This window comes from Paludisphaera soli, from assembly GCF_011064595.1.
GTDB lineage: Bacteria > Planctomycetota > Planctomycetia > Isosphaerales > Isosphaeraceae > Paludisphaera > Paludisphaera soli.
In genome coordinates this window covers 25,509-41,590 of sequence record NZ_JAALJI010000036.1, presented here as the reverse complement: position 1 = coordinate 41,590, position 16,082 = coordinate 25,509, and the positions used below count along the sequence as shown (strand labels likewise).

At 71.2% G+C, this 16,082-nt stretch carries 13 protein-coding genes; 8 read left to right on the top strand and 5 right to left on the bottom strand.

The annotated features are described in order from the left end of the window. Window positions 1-76: 76 nt before the first annotated feature. Complete coding sequence (locus G6O68_RS28415) at window positions 77-1,963, top strand: CocE/NonD family hydrolase (RefSeq protein ID WP_165252533.1); 1,887 nt, start codon at window positions 77-79, stop codon at window positions 1,961-1,963. Window positions 1,964-2,098: 135 nt separating this feature from the next. Further along, the gene (locus G6O68_RS28410; protein ID WP_165252531.1) at window positions 2,099-3,181 is read left to right on the top strand and encodes an isocitrate/isopropylmalate family dehydrogenase; all 1,083 of its coding nucleotides are present in this window, start codon (window positions 2,099-2,101) and stop codon (window positions 3,179-3,181) included. Window positions 3,182-3,190: 9 nt separating this feature from the next. Here G6O68_RS28410 and G6O68_RS28405 read toward each other — a convergent pair whose 3' ends face one another. Together G6O68_RS28405 and G6O68_RS28400 are read right to left on the bottom strand one after the other, a co-directional pair. Further along, on the bottom strand, window positions 3,191-5,725 hold the full coding sequence (locus G6O68_RS28405; protein WP_165252529.1) for a sensor domain-containing protein: 2,535 nt from the start codon (window positions 5,723-5,725) through the stop codon (window positions 3,191-3,193). 210 nt (window positions 5,726-5,935) lie between these two features. Further along, entirely contained in the window at window positions 5,936-6,664 is a 729-nt protein-coding gene (locus G6O68_RS28400) for a phosphopantothenoylcysteine decarboxylase domain-containing protein (RefSeq protein ID WP_165252527.1), read from the bottom strand. Window positions 6,665-6,798: 134 nt separating this feature from the next. Here G6O68_RS28400 and G6O68_RS28395 point away from each other — a divergent pair, with 134 nt between their 5' ends. Together G6O68_RS28395 and G6O68_RS28390 are read left to right on the top strand one after the other, a co-directional pair. Beyond that, complete coding sequence (locus G6O68_RS28395; RefSeq protein ID WP_165252525.1) at window positions 6,799-8,136, top strand: glucuronate isomerase; 1,338 nt, start codon at window positions 6,799-6,801, stop codon at window positions 8,134-8,136. A 136-nt stretch (window positions 8,137-8,272) separates the two neighbouring features. Further along, window positions 8,273-9,709, top strand: coding sequence for a hypothetical protein (locus G6O68_RS28390; protein ID WP_165252523.1), 1,437 nt, complete (start codon window positions 8,273-8,275; stop codon window positions 9,707-9,709). Window positions 9,710-9,827: 118 nt separating this feature from the next. On the opposite strand, the gene G6O68_RS28385 is transcribed toward G6O68_RS28390, so the two are convergent. Both G6O68_RS28385 and G6O68_RS28380 read right to left on the bottom strand, forming a co-directional pair. Beyond that, the gene (locus G6O68_RS28385) at window positions 9,828-11,057 is read right to left on the bottom strand and encodes a class I SAM-dependent rRNA methyltransferase (protein ID WP_165252521.1); all 1,230 of its coding nucleotides are present in this window, start codon (window positions 11,055-11,057) and stop codon (window positions 9,828-9,830) included. Then, a complete protein-coding gene (locus G6O68_RS28380) occupies window positions 11,054-11,518 on the bottom strand; it encodes a response regulator (protein ID WP_165252519.1) in 465 nt (154 codons plus the stop codon). The genes G6O68_RS28385 and G6O68_RS28380 overlap by 4 nt, the downstream gene beginning before the upstream one ends. A gap of 319 nt (window positions 11,519-11,837) precedes the next feature. On the opposite strand from G6O68_RS28380, the gene G6O68_RS28375 reads away from it, so the two are divergent. The 4 genes from G6O68_RS28375 to G6O68_RS28360 all read left to right on the top strand — a co-directional run bounded on the left by G6O68_RS28375 (window position 11,838) and on the right by G6O68_RS28360 (window position 14,959). Next, entirely contained in the window at window positions 11,838-13,250 is a 1,413-nt protein-coding gene (locus tag G6O68_RS28375; protein WP_165252517.1) for a serine hydrolase, read from the top strand. Window positions 13,251-13,333: 83 nt separating this feature from the next. Then, on the top strand, window positions 13,334-13,873 hold the full coding sequence (locus tag G6O68_RS28370) for a cysteine hydrolase family protein (RefSeq protein ID WP_165252515.1): 540 nt from the start codon (window positions 13,334-13,336) through the stop codon (window positions 13,871-13,873). Between the two features lie 159 nt (window positions 13,874-14,032). Next, window positions 14,033-14,611, top strand: coding sequence for an RNA polymerase sigma factor (locus G6O68_RS28365; RefSeq protein WP_165252513.1), 579 nt, complete (start codon window positions 14,033-14,035; stop codon window positions 14,609-14,611). 24 nt (window positions 14,612-14,635) lie between these two features. Then, window positions 14,636-14,959, top strand: a complete 324-nt coding sequence (locus tag G6O68_RS28360; protein ID WP_165252511.1) for a hypothetical protein — start codon at window positions 14,636-14,638, stop codon at window positions 14,957-14,959. Between the two features lie 12 nt (window positions 14,960-14,971). On the opposite strand, the gene G6O68_RS28355 is transcribed toward G6O68_RS28360, so the two are convergent. Beyond that, a complete protein-coding gene (locus tag G6O68_RS28355) occupies window positions 14,972-15,913 on the bottom strand; it encodes an alpha/beta hydrolase (protein ID WP_165252509.1) in 942 nt (313 codons plus the stop codon). Window positions 15,914-16,082 lie beyond the last annotated feature (169 nt).

Sequence of the window (16,082 nt, the reverse complement as noted above, 5' to 3'; positions counted from 1 at the left end):
TCGGCCCCCCTTCTCCTCGGTCGGGGCCGGCCCGAATCCCGACGAACCGGAGCCGCCCCCGGGCGGGGAGAATCGCATGACGTCGGTCCGTTCGAGTCGACTGCTGATCGCGGCCCTCGCCGCCTCGGTCCTCCTCCCCGCGGCGACGGCGGTCGCCGAGGAGGCGTCGTACGTCCAGGCGAACTACACCAAGTACGAGTTCCTGATCCCGATGCGTGACGGCGTCCGCCTGTTCACGGCGGTCTACGTCCCCAAGGATCGGGCGAAGCTCTACCCGGTGATGCTCAACCGCACGCCCTACGGCGTCGCCCCCTACGGCGCCGACGCCTACCGCTCCGAGCTGGGCCCCTCCCCCCTGTTCAGCCGCGACGGGTACATCTTCGCCTATCAGGACGTGCGCGGGCGTTACATGTCGGAGGGCGAGTACGTCAACATGCGTCCCCACCGGCCCATCAAGACCGACGCCGTGGAGGTCGACGAGAGCACCGACACCTACGACACGATCGACTGGCTCCTGAAGAACGTCGGCGGCCACAACGGCAAGGTCGGCCAGTGGGGGATCTCGTACCCCGGCTTCTACACGTCCATGGGCATGATCGACGCCCACCCGGCGCTCAAGGCGTCGTCGCCGCAGGCCCCGATCGCCGACTGGTTCGCCGGCGACGACTGGCACCACAATGGGGCCTTCTTCCTGGCCCACGCGTTCAACTTCATGTCGAGCTTCGGCCACCCCCGGCCCGAGCCCGTGAAGCGGAACGCGTTCGACCGCTACATGTACAACGACAAGCCCGACGGCTACGCCTTCTTCCTCGACCTGGGCCCTCTCTCCAACGCCGACTCCCGCCACTTCAAGGGCGACGTGCCGTTCTGGAACGAGATGATGAAGCACGCCGACTACGACGACTTCTGGAAGGCCCGCGACATCCGGCCCCACCTGAAGAACGTCAAGCCGGCCGTGCTGAACGTGGGGGGCTGGTACGACGCCGAGAACCTCTTCGGCCCCCTGGAGACCTACCGCGCCGTGGAGGCCTCCAGCCCCAAGGCGACGAACGTGCTGGTGATGGGCCCCTGGCTCCACGGCGGCTGGGCCGGCGGCGACGGCGCGTCGCTCGGGCCGATCGCGTTCAATTCCAAGACGGCCGAGTACTACCGCGAGCAGATCGAGTCCCCCTTCTTCCAGGCCCACCTGAAGGGCGAAGGGGACGCGGACGCCCCCGAGGCCCGCGTCTTCGAGACCGGCACCAACCAGTGGCGCTCGTTCGACGCCTGGCCCCCCAAGGCGGCCAAGCCCAAGACGCTCCACCTCGCCGCCGAGGGCCGCGTGAGCTTCACCCCGCCCGAGCCGTCGACCGGGCCGGCGTACGACGAGTTCGTCAGCGACCCCGCGAAGCCCGTCCCGTTCATCGAGGCCGTCTCCAACCGGATGACCGGCGACTACATGATTCAGGACCAGCGGTTCGCCTCGCGACGCCCCGACGTCCTGGTCTATCAGACCGAGCCCCTGGCGGAGGACCTGACGCTCGTCGGGCCGATCCGGGTCAAGCTCCACGTCTCGACCAGCGGGACCGACTCCGACTGGATCGTCAAGCTGGTCGACGTCTTCCCCGACGACCACGCCGGCCAGACCACCGAGGGGACGCCCCTGGCGAGCTTCCAGGGCCTCGTCCGCGGCGACGTCATCCGGGGCCGCTACCGCGACGGACTGGGCTCCCCCGAGGCTTTCGCCCCCAATCAGCCGACCGCCGTGAGCTTCACGATGCAGGACGTGGCCCACACCTTCCGCTCCGGCCACCGGCTGATGATCCAGGTCCAGAGCACCTGGTTCCCGCTGGTCGACCGCAACCCCCAGAAGTTCGTCGACGTCTATTCCGCCCGGCCCGAGGACTTCCAGAAGGCCGTCCAGCGCGTCTTCCGAGAGCCCGCCGCCCCCTCGCGCCTGGAAGTCCTCGAACTGCCGCGCTGAAGCTCACGGGCCGTCCCGCGATTCGTCGCTCGCGCCTTCGCGGGGCGGGGCCTGGGGCTTACAATGGGCGTGGGGCGCGCCAGGCCCCGGATGATCCGTCGGGAGACGCCGCCTGCGAGACGAGAGAGGAAGTCGATGAACCGCCCGTCCTATCGCGTCACGGAACTGCTCGGCGACGGCATCGGCGCCGAGCTGTCGGCCGCCGTGCACCGCCTCGCCGAGTCGCTCCCCATCGACCTGGAGTTCCTCCCGGTCGACCTCCGGGTCGAGAACCGCCGGGCCCGCGGCAAGGCGATCTACGACGAGACGGTCGAGAAGATCCTCGACACCAAGGTCGCGCTGAAGCACCCGACGGCGACCACCGAGGAGAGCCCCAACGCGATCCTCCGCCGCCGGCTGGACCTCTCGGTGATCCACCGGCCGGTCTACACGATCCCCGGCGTGCCCACCAACTTCCGGCGCGAGCTGGACCTGGACATCGTCCGGATCGCGACCGGCGGGACCTACGACGACCCCGGCCGGATGATCGGCGACGACGGCGCGGTGAGCCTGCGGATCGTCGAGCGCCGGCCGGTGCGCGAGGCGGCCCGCTACGCCTTCAACCTGGCCCGCAAGACGAGCAAGAAGGTGACCAGCTCGTCCAAGTACACGATCCAGAAGGCGACCGACGGCCTGTTCGAGGCCGTCGCCAAGGAGGTCGCCGGCCAGTTCCCGGAGGTGCCGCACAACGTCGAGCTGTTCGACGCGATGCTCGGCAAGCTGATCATGGCGCCGGAGAAGTTCCAGATCGTGCTCGTGCTGAACGAATACGGCGACTTCCTGTCGGACATGGCGTGCGGCCTGGCCGGGTCGCTCGGCATCGGCGCCAGCGCGAACCTGGCGTTCGACGCCTCGGCCGTGGTCCGCGTCGCCCTGTTCGACGCCGCGCACGGCACCGCGCCGGACATCGCCGGCAAGGGGCTGGCGAACCCGACGGCCATCTTCCTGGCGTTCTCCATGCTGCTCTACCAGATCGGCGAGATCAGCCTGGGCCAGGCGGTGAAGAACGCCACCCTCGACCTGCTGCGCGAGGGGGTGCGGACGCCCGACCTGGGCGGCAAGGAGTCGACCGGGTCGTTCACCGAGGCCGTCGCGGCCGAGGTGGCCCGTCGGGTCGAGGAGAAGGCCAGGCCGCAGCCGGCCGGGCCCGGCGACGTCCCCCCGCCGGCCGCCGGCTGACCGGATCGGTCAGGGCTCGCCGAATCGCCGCCGTCGGAGCGCCGCCGCCGAGATCGGGGGGCTGAGTCGGAACCCCTGCGCCAGGTCGCAGCCCCAGTCGCGCAGCAGGGCCAGGGTGGCGTCGTCCTCGACCCCCTCGGCGACGACCTGGAGCCCCAGGTTGTGGCCCAGGTCGATGACCGAGCGGACGATGCAGGCGTCGCGACGGCTGACGGCCATGTCCTTGACGAACGAGCGGTCGACCTTCACCTCGTCGACCGGCAGCTCCTTCAGGTAGGCGAGCGAGGAGTAGCCGGTGCCGAAGTCGTCGATGGCGATCCGCACCCCCATGTCGTGCAGGTCCAGGAGGACCGCCTTCGCCCGCGACGGGTTCCTCATCATGGCGCCCTCGGTGACCTCGATGGTCAGCAGGCGGGCGGGGGTGTCGTAGCGGCCCAGGAGGTCCACGACGACGTCGATCAGGTCCGGGTCCTGGAGGTTGTCCGGGGCGAGGTTGACCGCGACCCCCTGGGGCGGCCCCCCCTCGGACAGGGCTCGGGTCTCGGACAGGGCGCGGTCGAGGACCCAGAGGCTCAGGGGCCGGATCAGCCCGGTCTCCTCGGCCAGCGGGATGAACGCCCCGGCCGTCAGGAAGCCCTCGCGGGGGTGACGCCAGCGGACGAGGGCCTCCGCGTCGGCGTCGCGCATCGTCCTCAGGTCGACCTTGGGCTGGTAGTGCAGGAGGAGCTGGTCTTCCTCGACGGCCTGCCTCAGCTCGCCGACCATTTTCAGTCGGCGGGGGTTGCAGTGGTTCTGGTCGGGCTCGTAGATCGACCAGCCGGCGCGGGCCCGCTTGGCCGCGTACATGGCGATGTCGGCGACCCGCATGAGCGTGGCCACGTCGCGGCCGTGGTCGGGGAACAGGGCGACGCCGACGCTCGCCCCCACCTCGAACACCTGGCCGTGGACGAGGATCGGCTGCTGCAAGGCGGCGAGGATCGCCCGGGCGACCTCCTCCGCCTCGGCGGCGCCGGCGTCTCCCAGGAGGATCCCGAACTCGTCGCCGCCGAGCCGGGCGACCAGGGCGGGGGGCCCCACGGCGCCGTTGAGGCGGGGGTTCAGCTCGCGCAAGACGGCGTCGCCGTGGTCGTGGCCGAAGGTGTCGTTGATCTCCTTGAAGCGGTCCAGGTCCAGCAGCAGCAGGGCGAACCGCTCGCGGCCCGATCGGGGCGACGCGAACGACTCCATCGTCGCCTGGAGCATGTGACGGTTGGGCATGCCGGTCAGGGCGTCGTGGTTGGCCCGATAGGTGAGCCGCTCCTCGGCCGTCTTGAGGCTGGTGACGTCGACGCAGCCGCCGATCGCGTAGGAAGGCAGGCCGGCCTCGTCGTCGAAGATGCGGCCCTTGCCCCGGAGCCAGCGGACCCGGCCCCCGGGCAGGAGGGCGCGGAACTCCATCGGCGTCTCGACCCGCCGGACCCGGCTCTCCTCGATCGCCGCCATCAGCGACGTGCGATCATCGGGGTGGATGCGGCCCATGGCGTCGTCGAGCGTCCTGGGGAACCCTTTCGGGGCCTCGAAGAGCGCCTGCATCTGGTCGTCCCATTCCACCCGGCCGGTCTTGAGGTCCCAGCGATAGGTCCCGGTCCCGGACGCGGCCATCGCCGCCGCGTGGCGCTGGCGGCTCTCCTGCAGCTCCCGCTCGACGGCCTTGCGGTCGGAGACGTCGATGTGGGCGCCCACCCACTCGCGGAGCGAACCGTCGGGCGCGAGGATGGGGACGGCCCGCACGCACATCTCGCGGTGGAGGCCGTCGCGGCCGCGGAGGCGGTGCTCCACCTGATACACGACCCGATCCGCCACGGAGCGCGACCAGGCCCGGCAGGTCTCCTCGCGGTCGTCGGGATGGACCGCGTCGAGCCAGCCCCAGCCCTTCAGGTCTTCGAAGGATTGGCCCGTGAACGCGCTCCAGCCGGCCTGCTCCGATTCGAACTCCCCCGTGGCCGGCGTGGACCAGACGATCGCCGCCGTCGCCTGGATCAGCGAGCGGTACCGCTCCTCGCTCAGCCGCAGCGACTCCTCGGCCCGCTTCCATTCGGTGATGTCGGTCGAGATCCCGCAGAGGGCGTAGACGCGGCCCCACGGGTCGAACAGCGGCTCCTTCACCGAGACGTAGACGTGGGGCCGGTCCGAGCCCGCCACGGGGATCACCTCCTCGATCTCCATCGCCTCTCCGGCCGCCAGGACGTGGCGGTCGTTGGCGCAGACCGCCTCGGCCGTCTCCCTGGGGTAGAGGTCGTGGTCCGTCCTCCCCAGCAGGTCCTCCGACCTGACCCGCAGCACCGCCTCGAACTGGTGGTTGATGAAGACGTACCGCCCCTCGAGGTCCTTGACGTAGACGATCGCCTTGGAGTTGTCGAGGATCGCCCGCGACAGCGCCCCCCGGGCCGTCCAGGCGGCCCCCGCGCCGCCCATGGCCTCCTCGGGCGTCCCCATGAAGCCCGAGGCCCCCGCGGCGCCGAGGGAGTGCGGGCCCGAAAGGAACCCGACGGGTCCTTCGGCCATGAAGGTGGGACGCCTCGTCATCATCCGACCCTTTCCCGATAGGGACGCCCCGGCGCCCCGACCGACCCACCGTCCACCCCCCGGCGCGGCATCCGACGGCCCCGTCGATCCCCGACGGCGGCCCCTAGGAACAACATAGGTCGCGTCCCGCCCCGCGGCGCGAAAACGCCGAGGATGCCGGTCGCGCCGGCGCGGCCTCCCGGGCCCTCGTCACCCCCCCGCCCAGCCGCGCACCCGATCGACCAGCCGGGCGGCCAGGTCCGGGCCGGGGGCCAGGGTCTCCTCGGGCCGGCCGGGGCGGACGAGGTGCAGGGCGTGGCGGCCGGCCCGGACGTCGGCCAGGTCGTTGGCGACCGTCACGTCCGCCCGGTTGATCAGGCAGGCCTCCCGCGCCCGGCGGATCAGCTCGGGCAGGGGCGCGCCCGACAGCAGCTTGAAGCCGACGAGGAAGACCGAGGGGGACCAGTCGCGCACCGAACGGATCACCTTGGGGGTCCGCCGCAGGGGGATCGTCAGGTCGTCGTGCTGCGAGCCGATCTTGCCGGCGCGGGGGGCCGGCTCGTAATCCGAGACGGCCATGGGGAGGAACGCGACGTCGATCGCCCGCGAAGTCAGCACGTCGCGGAGGGCGGCCGCGTACTCGGCGACCGTCCCCCCCGCCAGCGGGACCAGGTGCAGCCGGTCGCGACGCTCCCGCCAGCGGAGGCGGAGCCGATCGAGCCGCTCGCGCTCGGCGTCGGGGTCGGCGTCGAGGTCGCAGGCGGCCGACCGCAGGAGCGGCAGCTCGGCGAGCGGGGCGTGGACGTGCCAGACCTCGTCGCCGCGGTCGAGGCAGGCCTCGGCGATCGCCGCGGCGGTCCGCCCCGTCGAGACGTTCGTGATCACGCGCACGTCGTCGATGGGGGCGGACGTCCCGCCGCCGGTCACGACCACCTTCATGACGACCCGGCTCCTCTCCCGCCCCTTGCACGCCCCGAGGGCCCTGGGCTACGCTCGCCCAAAACGAACCGGCGACGCCGGGCCCCGCCCGCGCGCCGACCGCCCGGCGTCCCCTTCGATCCGAGCAGGCCGACATGACAGCCGACAGCCACGCCCGACGACCCGCCGACCCCGCCGCCCGCGACCTGTTCGAGGAGATGAGCCGCTGGCCGATCTTCGACCCGCACTCGCACATCGACCCGCACCGCCCCGCGGCCCGGGACCTGGACGAGGTCCTAGGATACCATTATTACACCGAGCTGGCCCATTCCTCCGGCATGCCGGCCGAGGCCGTGGCCCCCGGCCTGGCCCCCCGCGCCCGGGCCGAGAACCTCGCCCGCCACCTGGGGGCGATCGACAACACCGTCCAGCACTCCTGGCTGATCGAGATCGCCCGCACGTTCCACGGCTTCGAGCCCGACCGGATCGGCCCCGACACCATCGGCGGCCTCTACGACGCGGCCCTGCGCGAGGGCGCCCGCGAGGGCGAGGCCTGGGACCGCCGGGTCTGGGAGCGCAGCAACCTGGAGGCCGTCTTCCTGACCAACGAGTTCGACGACCCGCTCGAAGGCTGGGACACGACCCGATACGTCCCCTGCCTGCGGACCGACGACCTGGTCCTGAAGCTCCACCAGCCGGGGACGATCGGACGGCTGAAGAAGGCGACCGGGGTCGACGTCGGCGACGCGGCCTCGCTCCGCGAGGCCGTCGTCAAGCTGTTCGAGCGGTTCGTCTCCCGGGGGGCGCGGGCCTGCGCGATCAGCCTGCCGCCCGACTTCGCCCCCCGCAAGGCCGCGTTCAAGCGGGCGGTCACGCCGGTCCGCCGGGCCGTCCAGGGGCTGGACCTCAGGCCCGACGAGCACGCCGAGGTCCGGGCTACGGTCTTCTGGATGCTGGCCGAGTGCTGCGCCGAGTTCCGGCTGCCGTTCGACCTCATGATCGGGCCGATCCGGAACGTCTACCCGGCGGGCGTGGCCGGCGGCCGCGACCTGTTCGACCGCCGCGTCAGCCTGCACGAGTACCGCGAGCTGTTCAACCACTTCGCCGGGGTGACGTTCCCGGTCTCCACCCTGTCGCCCGACGCCGGCGCCGAGCTGGTGGCGTACTCCTGGATCTTCCCGAACGTGCTGCCGATGGGCCACTGGTGGTACTCGAACGTGCCGGCGTTCATCGCCGCCGATTTGAAGGCGAGGCTCCAGGCCGTCCCCAAGGTGAAGCTCCTGGGGTACTACTCGGACGCCTACAAGCTGGAATTCATCCTGCCGAAGTTCAACATGTACCGGCGGATCCTGGCCGAGACCCTGGCCGAGGAGGGGATCGTCGGCCGGGGATGGTCCCCCGAGCGGGCGCTGGAGGTCGCTAAAGTCGTCCTGGTCGACAATCCGAGACGCGTCTTCGCCCCGCGTGGCCCCGGAGAGCCCTCGGCGATTTGACCGGCCCGGGATCGGAGGGCATCCTTGTGGTCGTCGGCCGCGCGCCGACCGCTCTTCAGTTCCGCCGGAAGACCTCGGCGTCCGAGACGACCCTTTTCGTCGGCCCCCTCGCCGATCGAACTTGAGGATAGACCCCATGCGGCCCGCACACCCGGTGATCCGGTATCCGGCCCTCCTGCTCGCCTCCCTGGCGCTCGGGGCCAGCCCGCCCGCGAGGGCCCAGGACGACCCCGGCCTCTCCTCCGGGAGCGGGGCGGGGACCGCGACCGGCCGGTCTTCGGCGATCGACGACCCGATCCGGCCTCCCCAGGGCCCGCAGGCCGAGGGCCCGACGGCGCCCCTCCCCGCGCCCGACGCGGTGGCCCCGCTGGGGCCGGGCGCGAACGTCCGATTCCCCGACGACCCCTCGCTGGCGCCCTTCCTGACGATGGAAGACGCCCCCGGCGTGCCCGGGGGCCGCAGCGTGCGGATCACCCCCGAGATGATCGACAACGCCAAGCTGATCTCCGAGCCCGGCGAGCGCGGCCGGATCCTCCTGCAGATCGCCCGGGGCGCCATCCTCGGCAACCAGCTCACGCTGGCCAACCGGGCCGTCGAGGAGGCCGCCGCGGCCGCCGTCGACGAGCCCAACCGGCTGATCCACGACCAGCTCGTCATCTCGATCGTCACCGTCGCCGGGCTCCTCTCGGACTCCCTGCTCCGCGAGGCCAAGCCCCAGCTCCAACTCTTCCCCGGCGAGGCCGAGGGGGCGAAGGCCCCCGAACGCATGACCCCCGACGTGGCCATCCGGCTCGCCCGCCTCGAATGGCGGCGGGCCGCCTACATGGCCCGGCAGACCCGCAACCCGACCTACCGCAGCGAGTACCTCGACCGCGCGGTCGAGAACATGGCCGTCGGCAGCGCCGTCGTGGCCCTGGAATTCGGCCGGCCGCGGGGCGATCGCACGGCCGAGGACGTCGACGACGAGCGCGCCGCCTTCGCCAGGCAGGCCGACGAGATCCTCCTGGAAGGCGCCGACTTCGCCCAGGCGATCGAGCGACCGATCTGGAAGAACCGGGCCATGGAACGGCTGGCCACCGCCGCCGGCGAGTCCGGCCAGTACGAGCGCGCCACCGACCTGGCCGACCGGATCCAGAACGCCGAGGCCCGCGCCCGGGCGCTCGTCCTCGTCGCCGAGTTCCAGGCCCGCAAGGGCCGCGACGCCGACGCCACCCGCAGCTACAACCTCGCCGCCGTCGCCGTCGCCTCGATCGAGCAGCGCGGGCTCCGCGGCGTCCTCACCGGCATCCTCATCGACAGCCTGGTCTCCACCGGACGCTTCCAGGACGCCCGCGCCGCCCTGGCCCTCTATCCCTCCGACGCCGAGCGGTTCGTCGCCATGGGCGCGATCGCCGAGTCGCTGGGCGCCCGCCGCATGGAAGACGAGGCCCGCACCTGGATCCAGACGGAAGCGCCCGCCGTGTATCGGTCGACCCTCTTCCGACGCCTGAGCAACGGCATGCTCCGGGCCATCTCCGAGGACCGCGCTCGCGAGTTCCAGGACCGCGACTTCCCCGGCGGCCGGGTCGACTGACGCCCCCACCACCGCCCCGGCGGCGCGTCCCCCTCGACGCGCCGCCGGTGGCCGTCCCGCGATCGGGAGGCCGTGGACGCGGCCAAGCTGTTTCCCTGACGGACGATCCCTTCCGGGGTCAGCCCACCCGGGCGATGACGCACTTGAGGTAGTCGGTCTCCGGGCAGGCGGCGGAGACGGGGTGGTCGGGCCCCTGCCCTCGCTGTTCGAGGATCTGGACGGGGCGGCGGGCCTGCTCGGCGACGCGGGCCAGGACGTCGCGGAAGGTCGAGCGGTCGACCAGGCCCGAGCACGAGCAGGTGGCGAGCACGCCGCCGGGCGAAAGGACGTCGACCGCCGCGCGGTTGAGCCGGGCGTAAGCCCCCAGCGCGGGGCCCAGGTCGCGGGCGTGGCCGGCGTACTTGGGGGGGTCGCAGACGACCACGTCGAATCGCTCGCCCGCCGCCTTCAGGCGTTCGAGGACCTTCGGCACGTCCCCCTGCTCGAACTCGACGTTCGCGACGTCGTTGAGCCGGGCGTTCTCACGCGCCGTCGCGAGCGCGGGGGCCGAGCTGTCCACCGCCAGCACGCTCGCCGCGCCGCCGTGCTTCGCGGCGTTGAGGGCGAAGCCGCCGGTGAAGCTGAACAGGTCGAGCACGCGACGCCCCTCGCAGTAGCGGGCGACGGCCCGGCGGTTCTCGCGCTGGTCGCAGTAGAAGCCGGTCTTCTGGCCGTGGAGGATGTCGACCTGATACGAAAGGCCGTTCTCGACGACCGTCTCGGGCCCGTCCGGGAGCGCGCCGAGGATGTGGACGTCGCTCGCGTCGAGCCCTTCCTCGCGGGCCACGGCGCGGTCGGTGCGGGCGAGCAGCCCTTCGGCGCCGGTGAGGTCGCGCAGGGCCTCCAGGATCAGGTCGCGGCGACGATGGAGCGCGAGGCTGGAGAACAGGACGACGAGCCGGCGGCCGTAGCGGTCGACGGTCAGGCCGGAGAGGCCGTCCCCCTCGCTGAAGACCAGGCGGTAGGCGGCGTCCTCGGCGTCGAGCTTGAGCACGTCGCCGCGGAGGCCGACGGCCGCTTCGAGCCGCGACCGCCAGAAGGCGTCGTCGAGCGGAGCGTCGTCCCAGCGGTAGAGGCGGGCCCGGATGGCGCTCGACGGGTTGAACAGCCCCCGGGCGACGAACGCCCCCTCGTGGCTGACGACCGAGACCTCGTCGCCGGGGCCGGGCTCCCCCTCGACGCGGGCGATGGACGTGGCGAACGCCCAGGGGTGGCCGGCGAACAGCGGCCGGGCGCGTTTGGGCTTGAGGACGACCCTCGCGGGCGCCGCGACGGCGGCCGCGGCCGTCGCCGGCGCGTCGCCGGTCATGATCCTTCGGTCGCGCGGCTGGCGGTCTCGAACTCGGCGAGGTAGGCCAGCGTCCGTTCGAGCTGGTTCTCCAGGTGGCGGACTCGCAGCAGGCTGCGGATCCGGCAGAGCAGCTCGACCTTGTTGACGGGCTTGGTCAGGAAGTCGTCGGTCCCGGCCTGGACCCCGCGCTCGAAGTCGGCCGCCTCGTTCAGGGCGGTGACCATCAGGACCAGGAGGTCCTTGGTCTCGGGGTTGGACCGGAGCTTGCGGCAGACCTCGAAGCCGGAGAGCCGCGGCATCATGACGTCGAGCAGCAGGAGGTCGGGCTTGAACTCCTCGACGACCTGCAGCGTCTCCTCGCCGTCGCGCGCCGTGCGGATGTCGCAGTCGACGTCCCCCAGGTACGCTTCCAGCAGCTCGACGTTCTGGGCGTTGTCGTCGGCGATCACGATTTTGGGGCGGGCTTTCTGATCTTCCAAGGCTGAACCTCGCAGAGGGATCCCCAGACCGTCGCCGAGGCCGAACCGCCGACTCGACCGAGGGAAACGTCGCAGTGCGACGCATCCGGATGATTGTATCGGCAGGCGGCGGCCCCGAAAACGACCGTCCTCCGAACCCGCCGTCGGGATCCACGCTCCGATCCCGACTAAGCGAGGGATTTTACCAGATCGCCCCGATTCCAGAAGCCGGAAACGGCCGAGGGGCCCGCCCCGGACCCGGCCGGCCTAATATCGCGGCGGCGGGTGCGAATACCGGACGGAATCGAAACCCAACCGCCCCCAAGGGACCGCCGCCGCGATGAAGACATCCGCCGCCCTGTTCGTGGGCCTCGCCGCCGCCGCGCTCGCCTCCTCGGCCCGCGCCCAGGAAGCTCCCGGGCCTGAGACCGTCGACTCCTACGTCCGCGAGGTCATGGCCAAACGCCACGTCCCGGGCGTCTCGATCGCGGTCGTCCGCGACGGCAAGACCTTGCTGGCGAAGGGCTTCGGCCTGGCGGACGTGGAGCTGAACGTCCCGGCGACGGAGGAGACCGTCTATCAGCTCGCCTCGGTGACCAAGACGTTCACCGCCGCCGGGGTCATGCTGCTGGTCAAGGACGGCAAGCTCGCGCTCGACGACAAGGTCGCGGATCGGGTCCCCGGCCTTCCCGACGCCTGGAAGGACGTGACCATCCAGCAGCTCCTGAGCCACACGTCCGGGATCAAGAGTTACACCTCGGTCGAGGGCTTCGAGAAGTCCGTGCGGAAGGATTTCGCCCCGCGCGAGATCCTGGACCTGGTCGCCAAGGAGCCGCTGGAGTTCGCCCCGGGCGAGAAATGGAACTACAGCAACACCGGCTACTTCCTGCTGGGGATGCTGATCGAGGAGGTCGCCGGAAAGCCTTACGCCGCGTTCATGTCCGAGCGCGTCTTCGAGCCGCTGGGCATGGAGCGCACCCGCGTCAACGACCTGAAGGCGATCATTCCCGGCCGGGCGAGCGGCTATGGCTGGGACGACGAAAAGCAGGAACTGCGGAACGGCGAGTACGTCAGCCCCACCCAGCCCTTCGCGGCGGGGGCCCTGGTCTCGACCGTGGCCGACCTGGCGAAGTGGGACGCGGCGCTCGTCGAAGGCTCCCTGCTGGACAAGCCGACCCTGGAGCGGATGTGGACGCCCGCCAGGCTCAAGGACGGCGAGGCGGGCTACGGGCTGGGCTGGGCCGTGGGGAAGGCCAACGGCGCGCGGATGGTCTCGCACGGCGGCGGCATCCCGGGCTTCTCCACCGAGATCGCCCGGTTCCCGGACGACGGCCTGACCGTGATCGTCCTCACGAACGCCGAGGGGGGCCACGCCGGGGCCATCGCCCGCGGCATCGCCGGCCGGTTCGTCCCGGCGCTCGCCGAGAAGCCCGACGAGCCGATCGCCGACGCCGACGAGGCCACCTCGCGACGGCTCCGGGGGTTCTTCGAAGGCTTGAGCAAGGGCGAGATCGACCCCGAGCTGTTCGGCGACGAGGCCAAGAAGGTCCTCGTCCCGCGCATCGAGGCGACCAAGGCCCAGATGGCCTCGCTGGGGGCCGTCCGCGATTTCCAGCTCCTGGAACGCAAGGAGGAATCCGACGGCCTCCGGGTGCGGTATCGCGTCGCCTTCGAGAAGAGGACGCTCAAGGCGTCGTTCGCGCTCGACAAGGACGGCAAGATCCGCGGGGCGATGGTCCAGCCGGAGGACTGAGGCCGGGCGACCGGCGGGGTACAATGGCGCGATCGTCCGCCCGAAACCAGGCCCTCTCCCCCTCCCCCGGAGTCGTTTCCACCATGCCCCGCGCCCTCCTGGTCATCGACGTGCAGAACGAGTACTTCACCGGCGCCCTGCCGATCACCCACCCGGCCGGGCACCTGGAACGGATTTTGGAGGTCATGGACGCGGCGCAAGAGAGCCGGACTCCGGTGGTCGTGATCCAGCACGAGACGGCCGACGGCCCGATCTTCCGCAAGGGGTCGCCCGAGTGGGAGCTGCACCCCGAGGTCTCCGGCCGCCCCCATGACCTGCTGGTCCACAAGACCCTGCCGGGGAGCTTCACGAACACCGAGCTGGAGGCCTGGCTGCGCGGCCGCGGGATCGACACGGTGGCGATCGCCGGCTACATGACCCACATGTGCTGCGACACCACCGCGAGGCAGGCGGCCCACCTGGGGCTGAAGTCGGAGTTCCTCAACGACGCCACCGGCACGCTCGACCTGTCGAACGCCGCCGGCCGCGTCACGGCCGAGGAACTCCACCGTTCGACCTTGTGCGCCCAGCAGCAGTTCCTCAGCGAGGTCCTGCCGACCTCGGACTGGCTGAAGCGGTTGTGAGGCCCCGCCCCGCCCGGCCCCGGTCGAAACCGGCGTCCGGGCGGATTGCCGATCGCGCCGACTGTGCTACAATTGAAGGAATGCTCTGCCGGAGCTGAGTTTGGGCGTGCGTGTGCGTTCGATCGTCGAGGGCCTTCTTCTCCTTGAGGAGGCATCCCCGTGCCCCTGAGCGACCTGGATCGGAAACTGATCGACCGCTGCCTGGGCAAGGAGCCGGGGGCCTGGAACGACTTCGTCGACCGCTACCTGGGCCTGATCTACCACGTCATCCACCACGTGGCCCACTCGCGGAGCCGCCTACTCAGCGAGGCCGACACCGAGGACATCGCCGCCGAGGTCCTGCTGGCCGTCGTCGACGACGATTACGAGGTTTTGCGTCGGTACAAGGGGCTCAGCTCCCTCCCGACCTACCTGACGGTCATCGCCCGCCGCATCGGCGTCAAGGAGATCATCCGACGCCAGCGCGAGGCCGAACTCGGCCACGCCAACGCCCACCGAGAGACCGTCAGCGACCTCTCCGGCGAGGCCGAGGCCATCGCCACCGCCGAGGAGGTCGAGCGCATCCTCGACGAACTCCCCGAGAAGGAGGCCGAGGTCGTCCGGCTGTACCACCTCAAGTACATGAACTACCGCCAGATCGGCAAGCAGCTCGGCATCTCCGAGAACTCCGTCGGCCCCATTCTCGCCAAGGCCCGCAAGCGGATGCGCCGCGCCGGGCAGTCCAACCGCGCGGGGTGAGAAGACGATGAGGGGTGGACGGCCATGCGCGTTCCCCGCCCCGACGAGCGGCGCCCGCCCCTGCCGGCGGTGGTGATCGCCTGCCTGGCCCCGGGCCAGGTCCGCATCGTCGCGCTCCCGGGCGTCGGCCTCGTCGACGGCGGGATCGAGGCGGACATCCCGGCGCATTCCGTCCCGCCCGAGCTGCGGATGCCGAACTCCCGGCTCTGGGTCCAGTTCGACGAGGCCGGGACCGTCGATCGCGTGTGGTTCCGCGATGAACCGCCCCGGCCGTCGCGACCGAAAGTCGCGCAAGGACCGACGCTGCGATGGCGGTTCCTGAGCCTCTTTCGACGGGCCTTCCGCTGACGCGCGGTCGGCTCAGGGGGTCTTCGGCTTCAGGTGCTGGTCGAACCAGTCGGCGAGGATCGCGTTGTCCTTGCCGATGTCGCCCCAGCCGTGGCCGGCGCCCGGCTTGACGACTAGCTTGGCTTCGACGCCCTTCTCCTTGAGCTTCTCGATGACGATCTCGGCCTGCTGGATGGGGACCAATTCGTCGGCGTCGCCGTGGATGATGAGGGTCGGCGGGTCGTCCGGGGTGACGTGGGTGATCGGGCAGATCTGGCGGCCGATCACCTCGCGCATGGCCTCGTCGGTGATCGGCCGGTAGACCTTGTCCTTGGGGTCGAGCTGGTTGAAGTCGAACGGGGCCTTGAAGCCCTGCAGGATCCCCCGCCCCAGCGCGTTCTCGCCGGGCTTGCCGTAGTTGAAGAAGTCGGTCGGCGGGAAGAAGCAGGCGACGGCCTGCACCCGGCTCGACCCCCGATCGACCGGGTCCTTGGCGAACGGGTTCCCCAGCGCCCCGGCGGTCCCCAGCATCAGCGAAAGGTGCCCCCCCGCCGATCCCCCGGTCACCCCCAGCCGGTCCGGGTCGACGTGGTAGTCGGCCGCGTGGAAGCGGATGAACCGCACGGCGCGGTTCACGTCCTCGACGACCTCCGGGATCGTGAACCGGGGCTGGCTGCCGTGCACCACGGCGAAGACCGTGTAGCCGCGCTTCAGATACTCGGCGATCGAACCGGCGTTGATCGCCTCGTGGGCCGAGTACCAGCCGCCGCTGACCATCCAGACGATCCCCGCCCCGTTGGCGTTCGCCTTCGGCGTGAACACGTCCATCGTCAGCGCCATGCCGTGCTTCCGGCCGTACACGACGTCCTCGGTGCGGGTGAAGCTCGGAGCCTCTTCCGCACGGATCGCGGACGAGACGGCCGGGACGAGACAGACGCAGGCGGCGAAGACCCAGACGAGGCGCAGGCGATTCATCAGCCACTCCGTTTCAAATCGAGAAGAGGAAGCGATCCGAGCGGCAGTCTAGCAGCCGAGGCCGCCCGATGCGACCCGCCACGGCGGCCGCGAGAAACCCGAATCCCCGTCGGGCCGGTGGAGTCCGACTTGCCTCGGACTCGCGATCTGCTCTAATCGACGCATCGCA

What these genes read in the sequence shown, in the direction of transcription:
- G6O68_RS28395 (WP_165252525.1), top strand. Translation starts at nt 6,799, where the DNA reads ATGACAGCCGACAGCCACGCCCGACGACCCGCCGACCCCGCCGCCCGC.
- G6O68_RS28410 (WP_165252531.1), top strand. Translation starts at nt 2,099, where the DNA reads ATGAACCGCCCGTCCTATCGCGTCACGGAACTGCTCGGCGACGGCATC.
- G6O68_RS28360 (WP_165252511.1), top strand. Translation starts at nt 14,636, where the DNA reads ATGCGCGTTCCCCGCCCCGACGAGCGGCGCCCGCCCCTGCCGGCGGTG.
- G6O68_RS28415 (WP_165252533.1), top strand. Translation starts at nt 77, where the DNA reads ATGACGTCGGTCCGTTCGAGTCGACTGCTGATCGCGGCCCTCGCCGCC.
- G6O68_RS28370 (WP_165252515.1), top strand. Translation starts at nt 13,334, where the DNA reads ATGCCCCGCGCCCTCCTGGTCATCGACGTGCAGAACGAGTACTTCACC.
- G6O68_RS28405 (WP_165252529.1), bottom strand. Translation starts at nt 5,725, where the DNA reads ATGGCCGAAGGACCCGTCGGGTTCCTTTCGGGCCCGCACTCCCTCGGC.
- G6O68_RS28375 (WP_165252517.1), top strand. Translation starts at nt 11,838, where the DNA reads ATGAAGACATCCGCCGCCCTGTTCGTGGGCCTCGCCGCCGCCGCGCTC.
- G6O68_RS28390 (WP_165252523.1), top strand. Translation starts at nt 8,273, where the DNA reads ATGCGGCCCGCACACCCGGTGATCCGGTATCCGGCCCTCCTGCTCGCC.
- G6O68_RS28400 (WP_165252527.1), bottom strand. Translation starts at nt 6,664, where the DNA reads ATGAAGGTGGTCGTGACCGGCGGCGGGACGTCCGCCCCCATCGACGAC.
- G6O68_RS28355 (WP_165252509.1), bottom strand. Translation starts at nt 15,913, where the DNA reads ATGAATCGCCTGCGCCTCGTCTGGGTCTTCGCCGCCTGCGTCTGTCTC.
- G6O68_RS28385 (WP_165252521.1), bottom strand. Translation starts at nt 11,057, where the DNA reads ATGACCGGCGACGCGCCGGCGACGGCCGCGGCCGCCGTCGCGGCGCCC.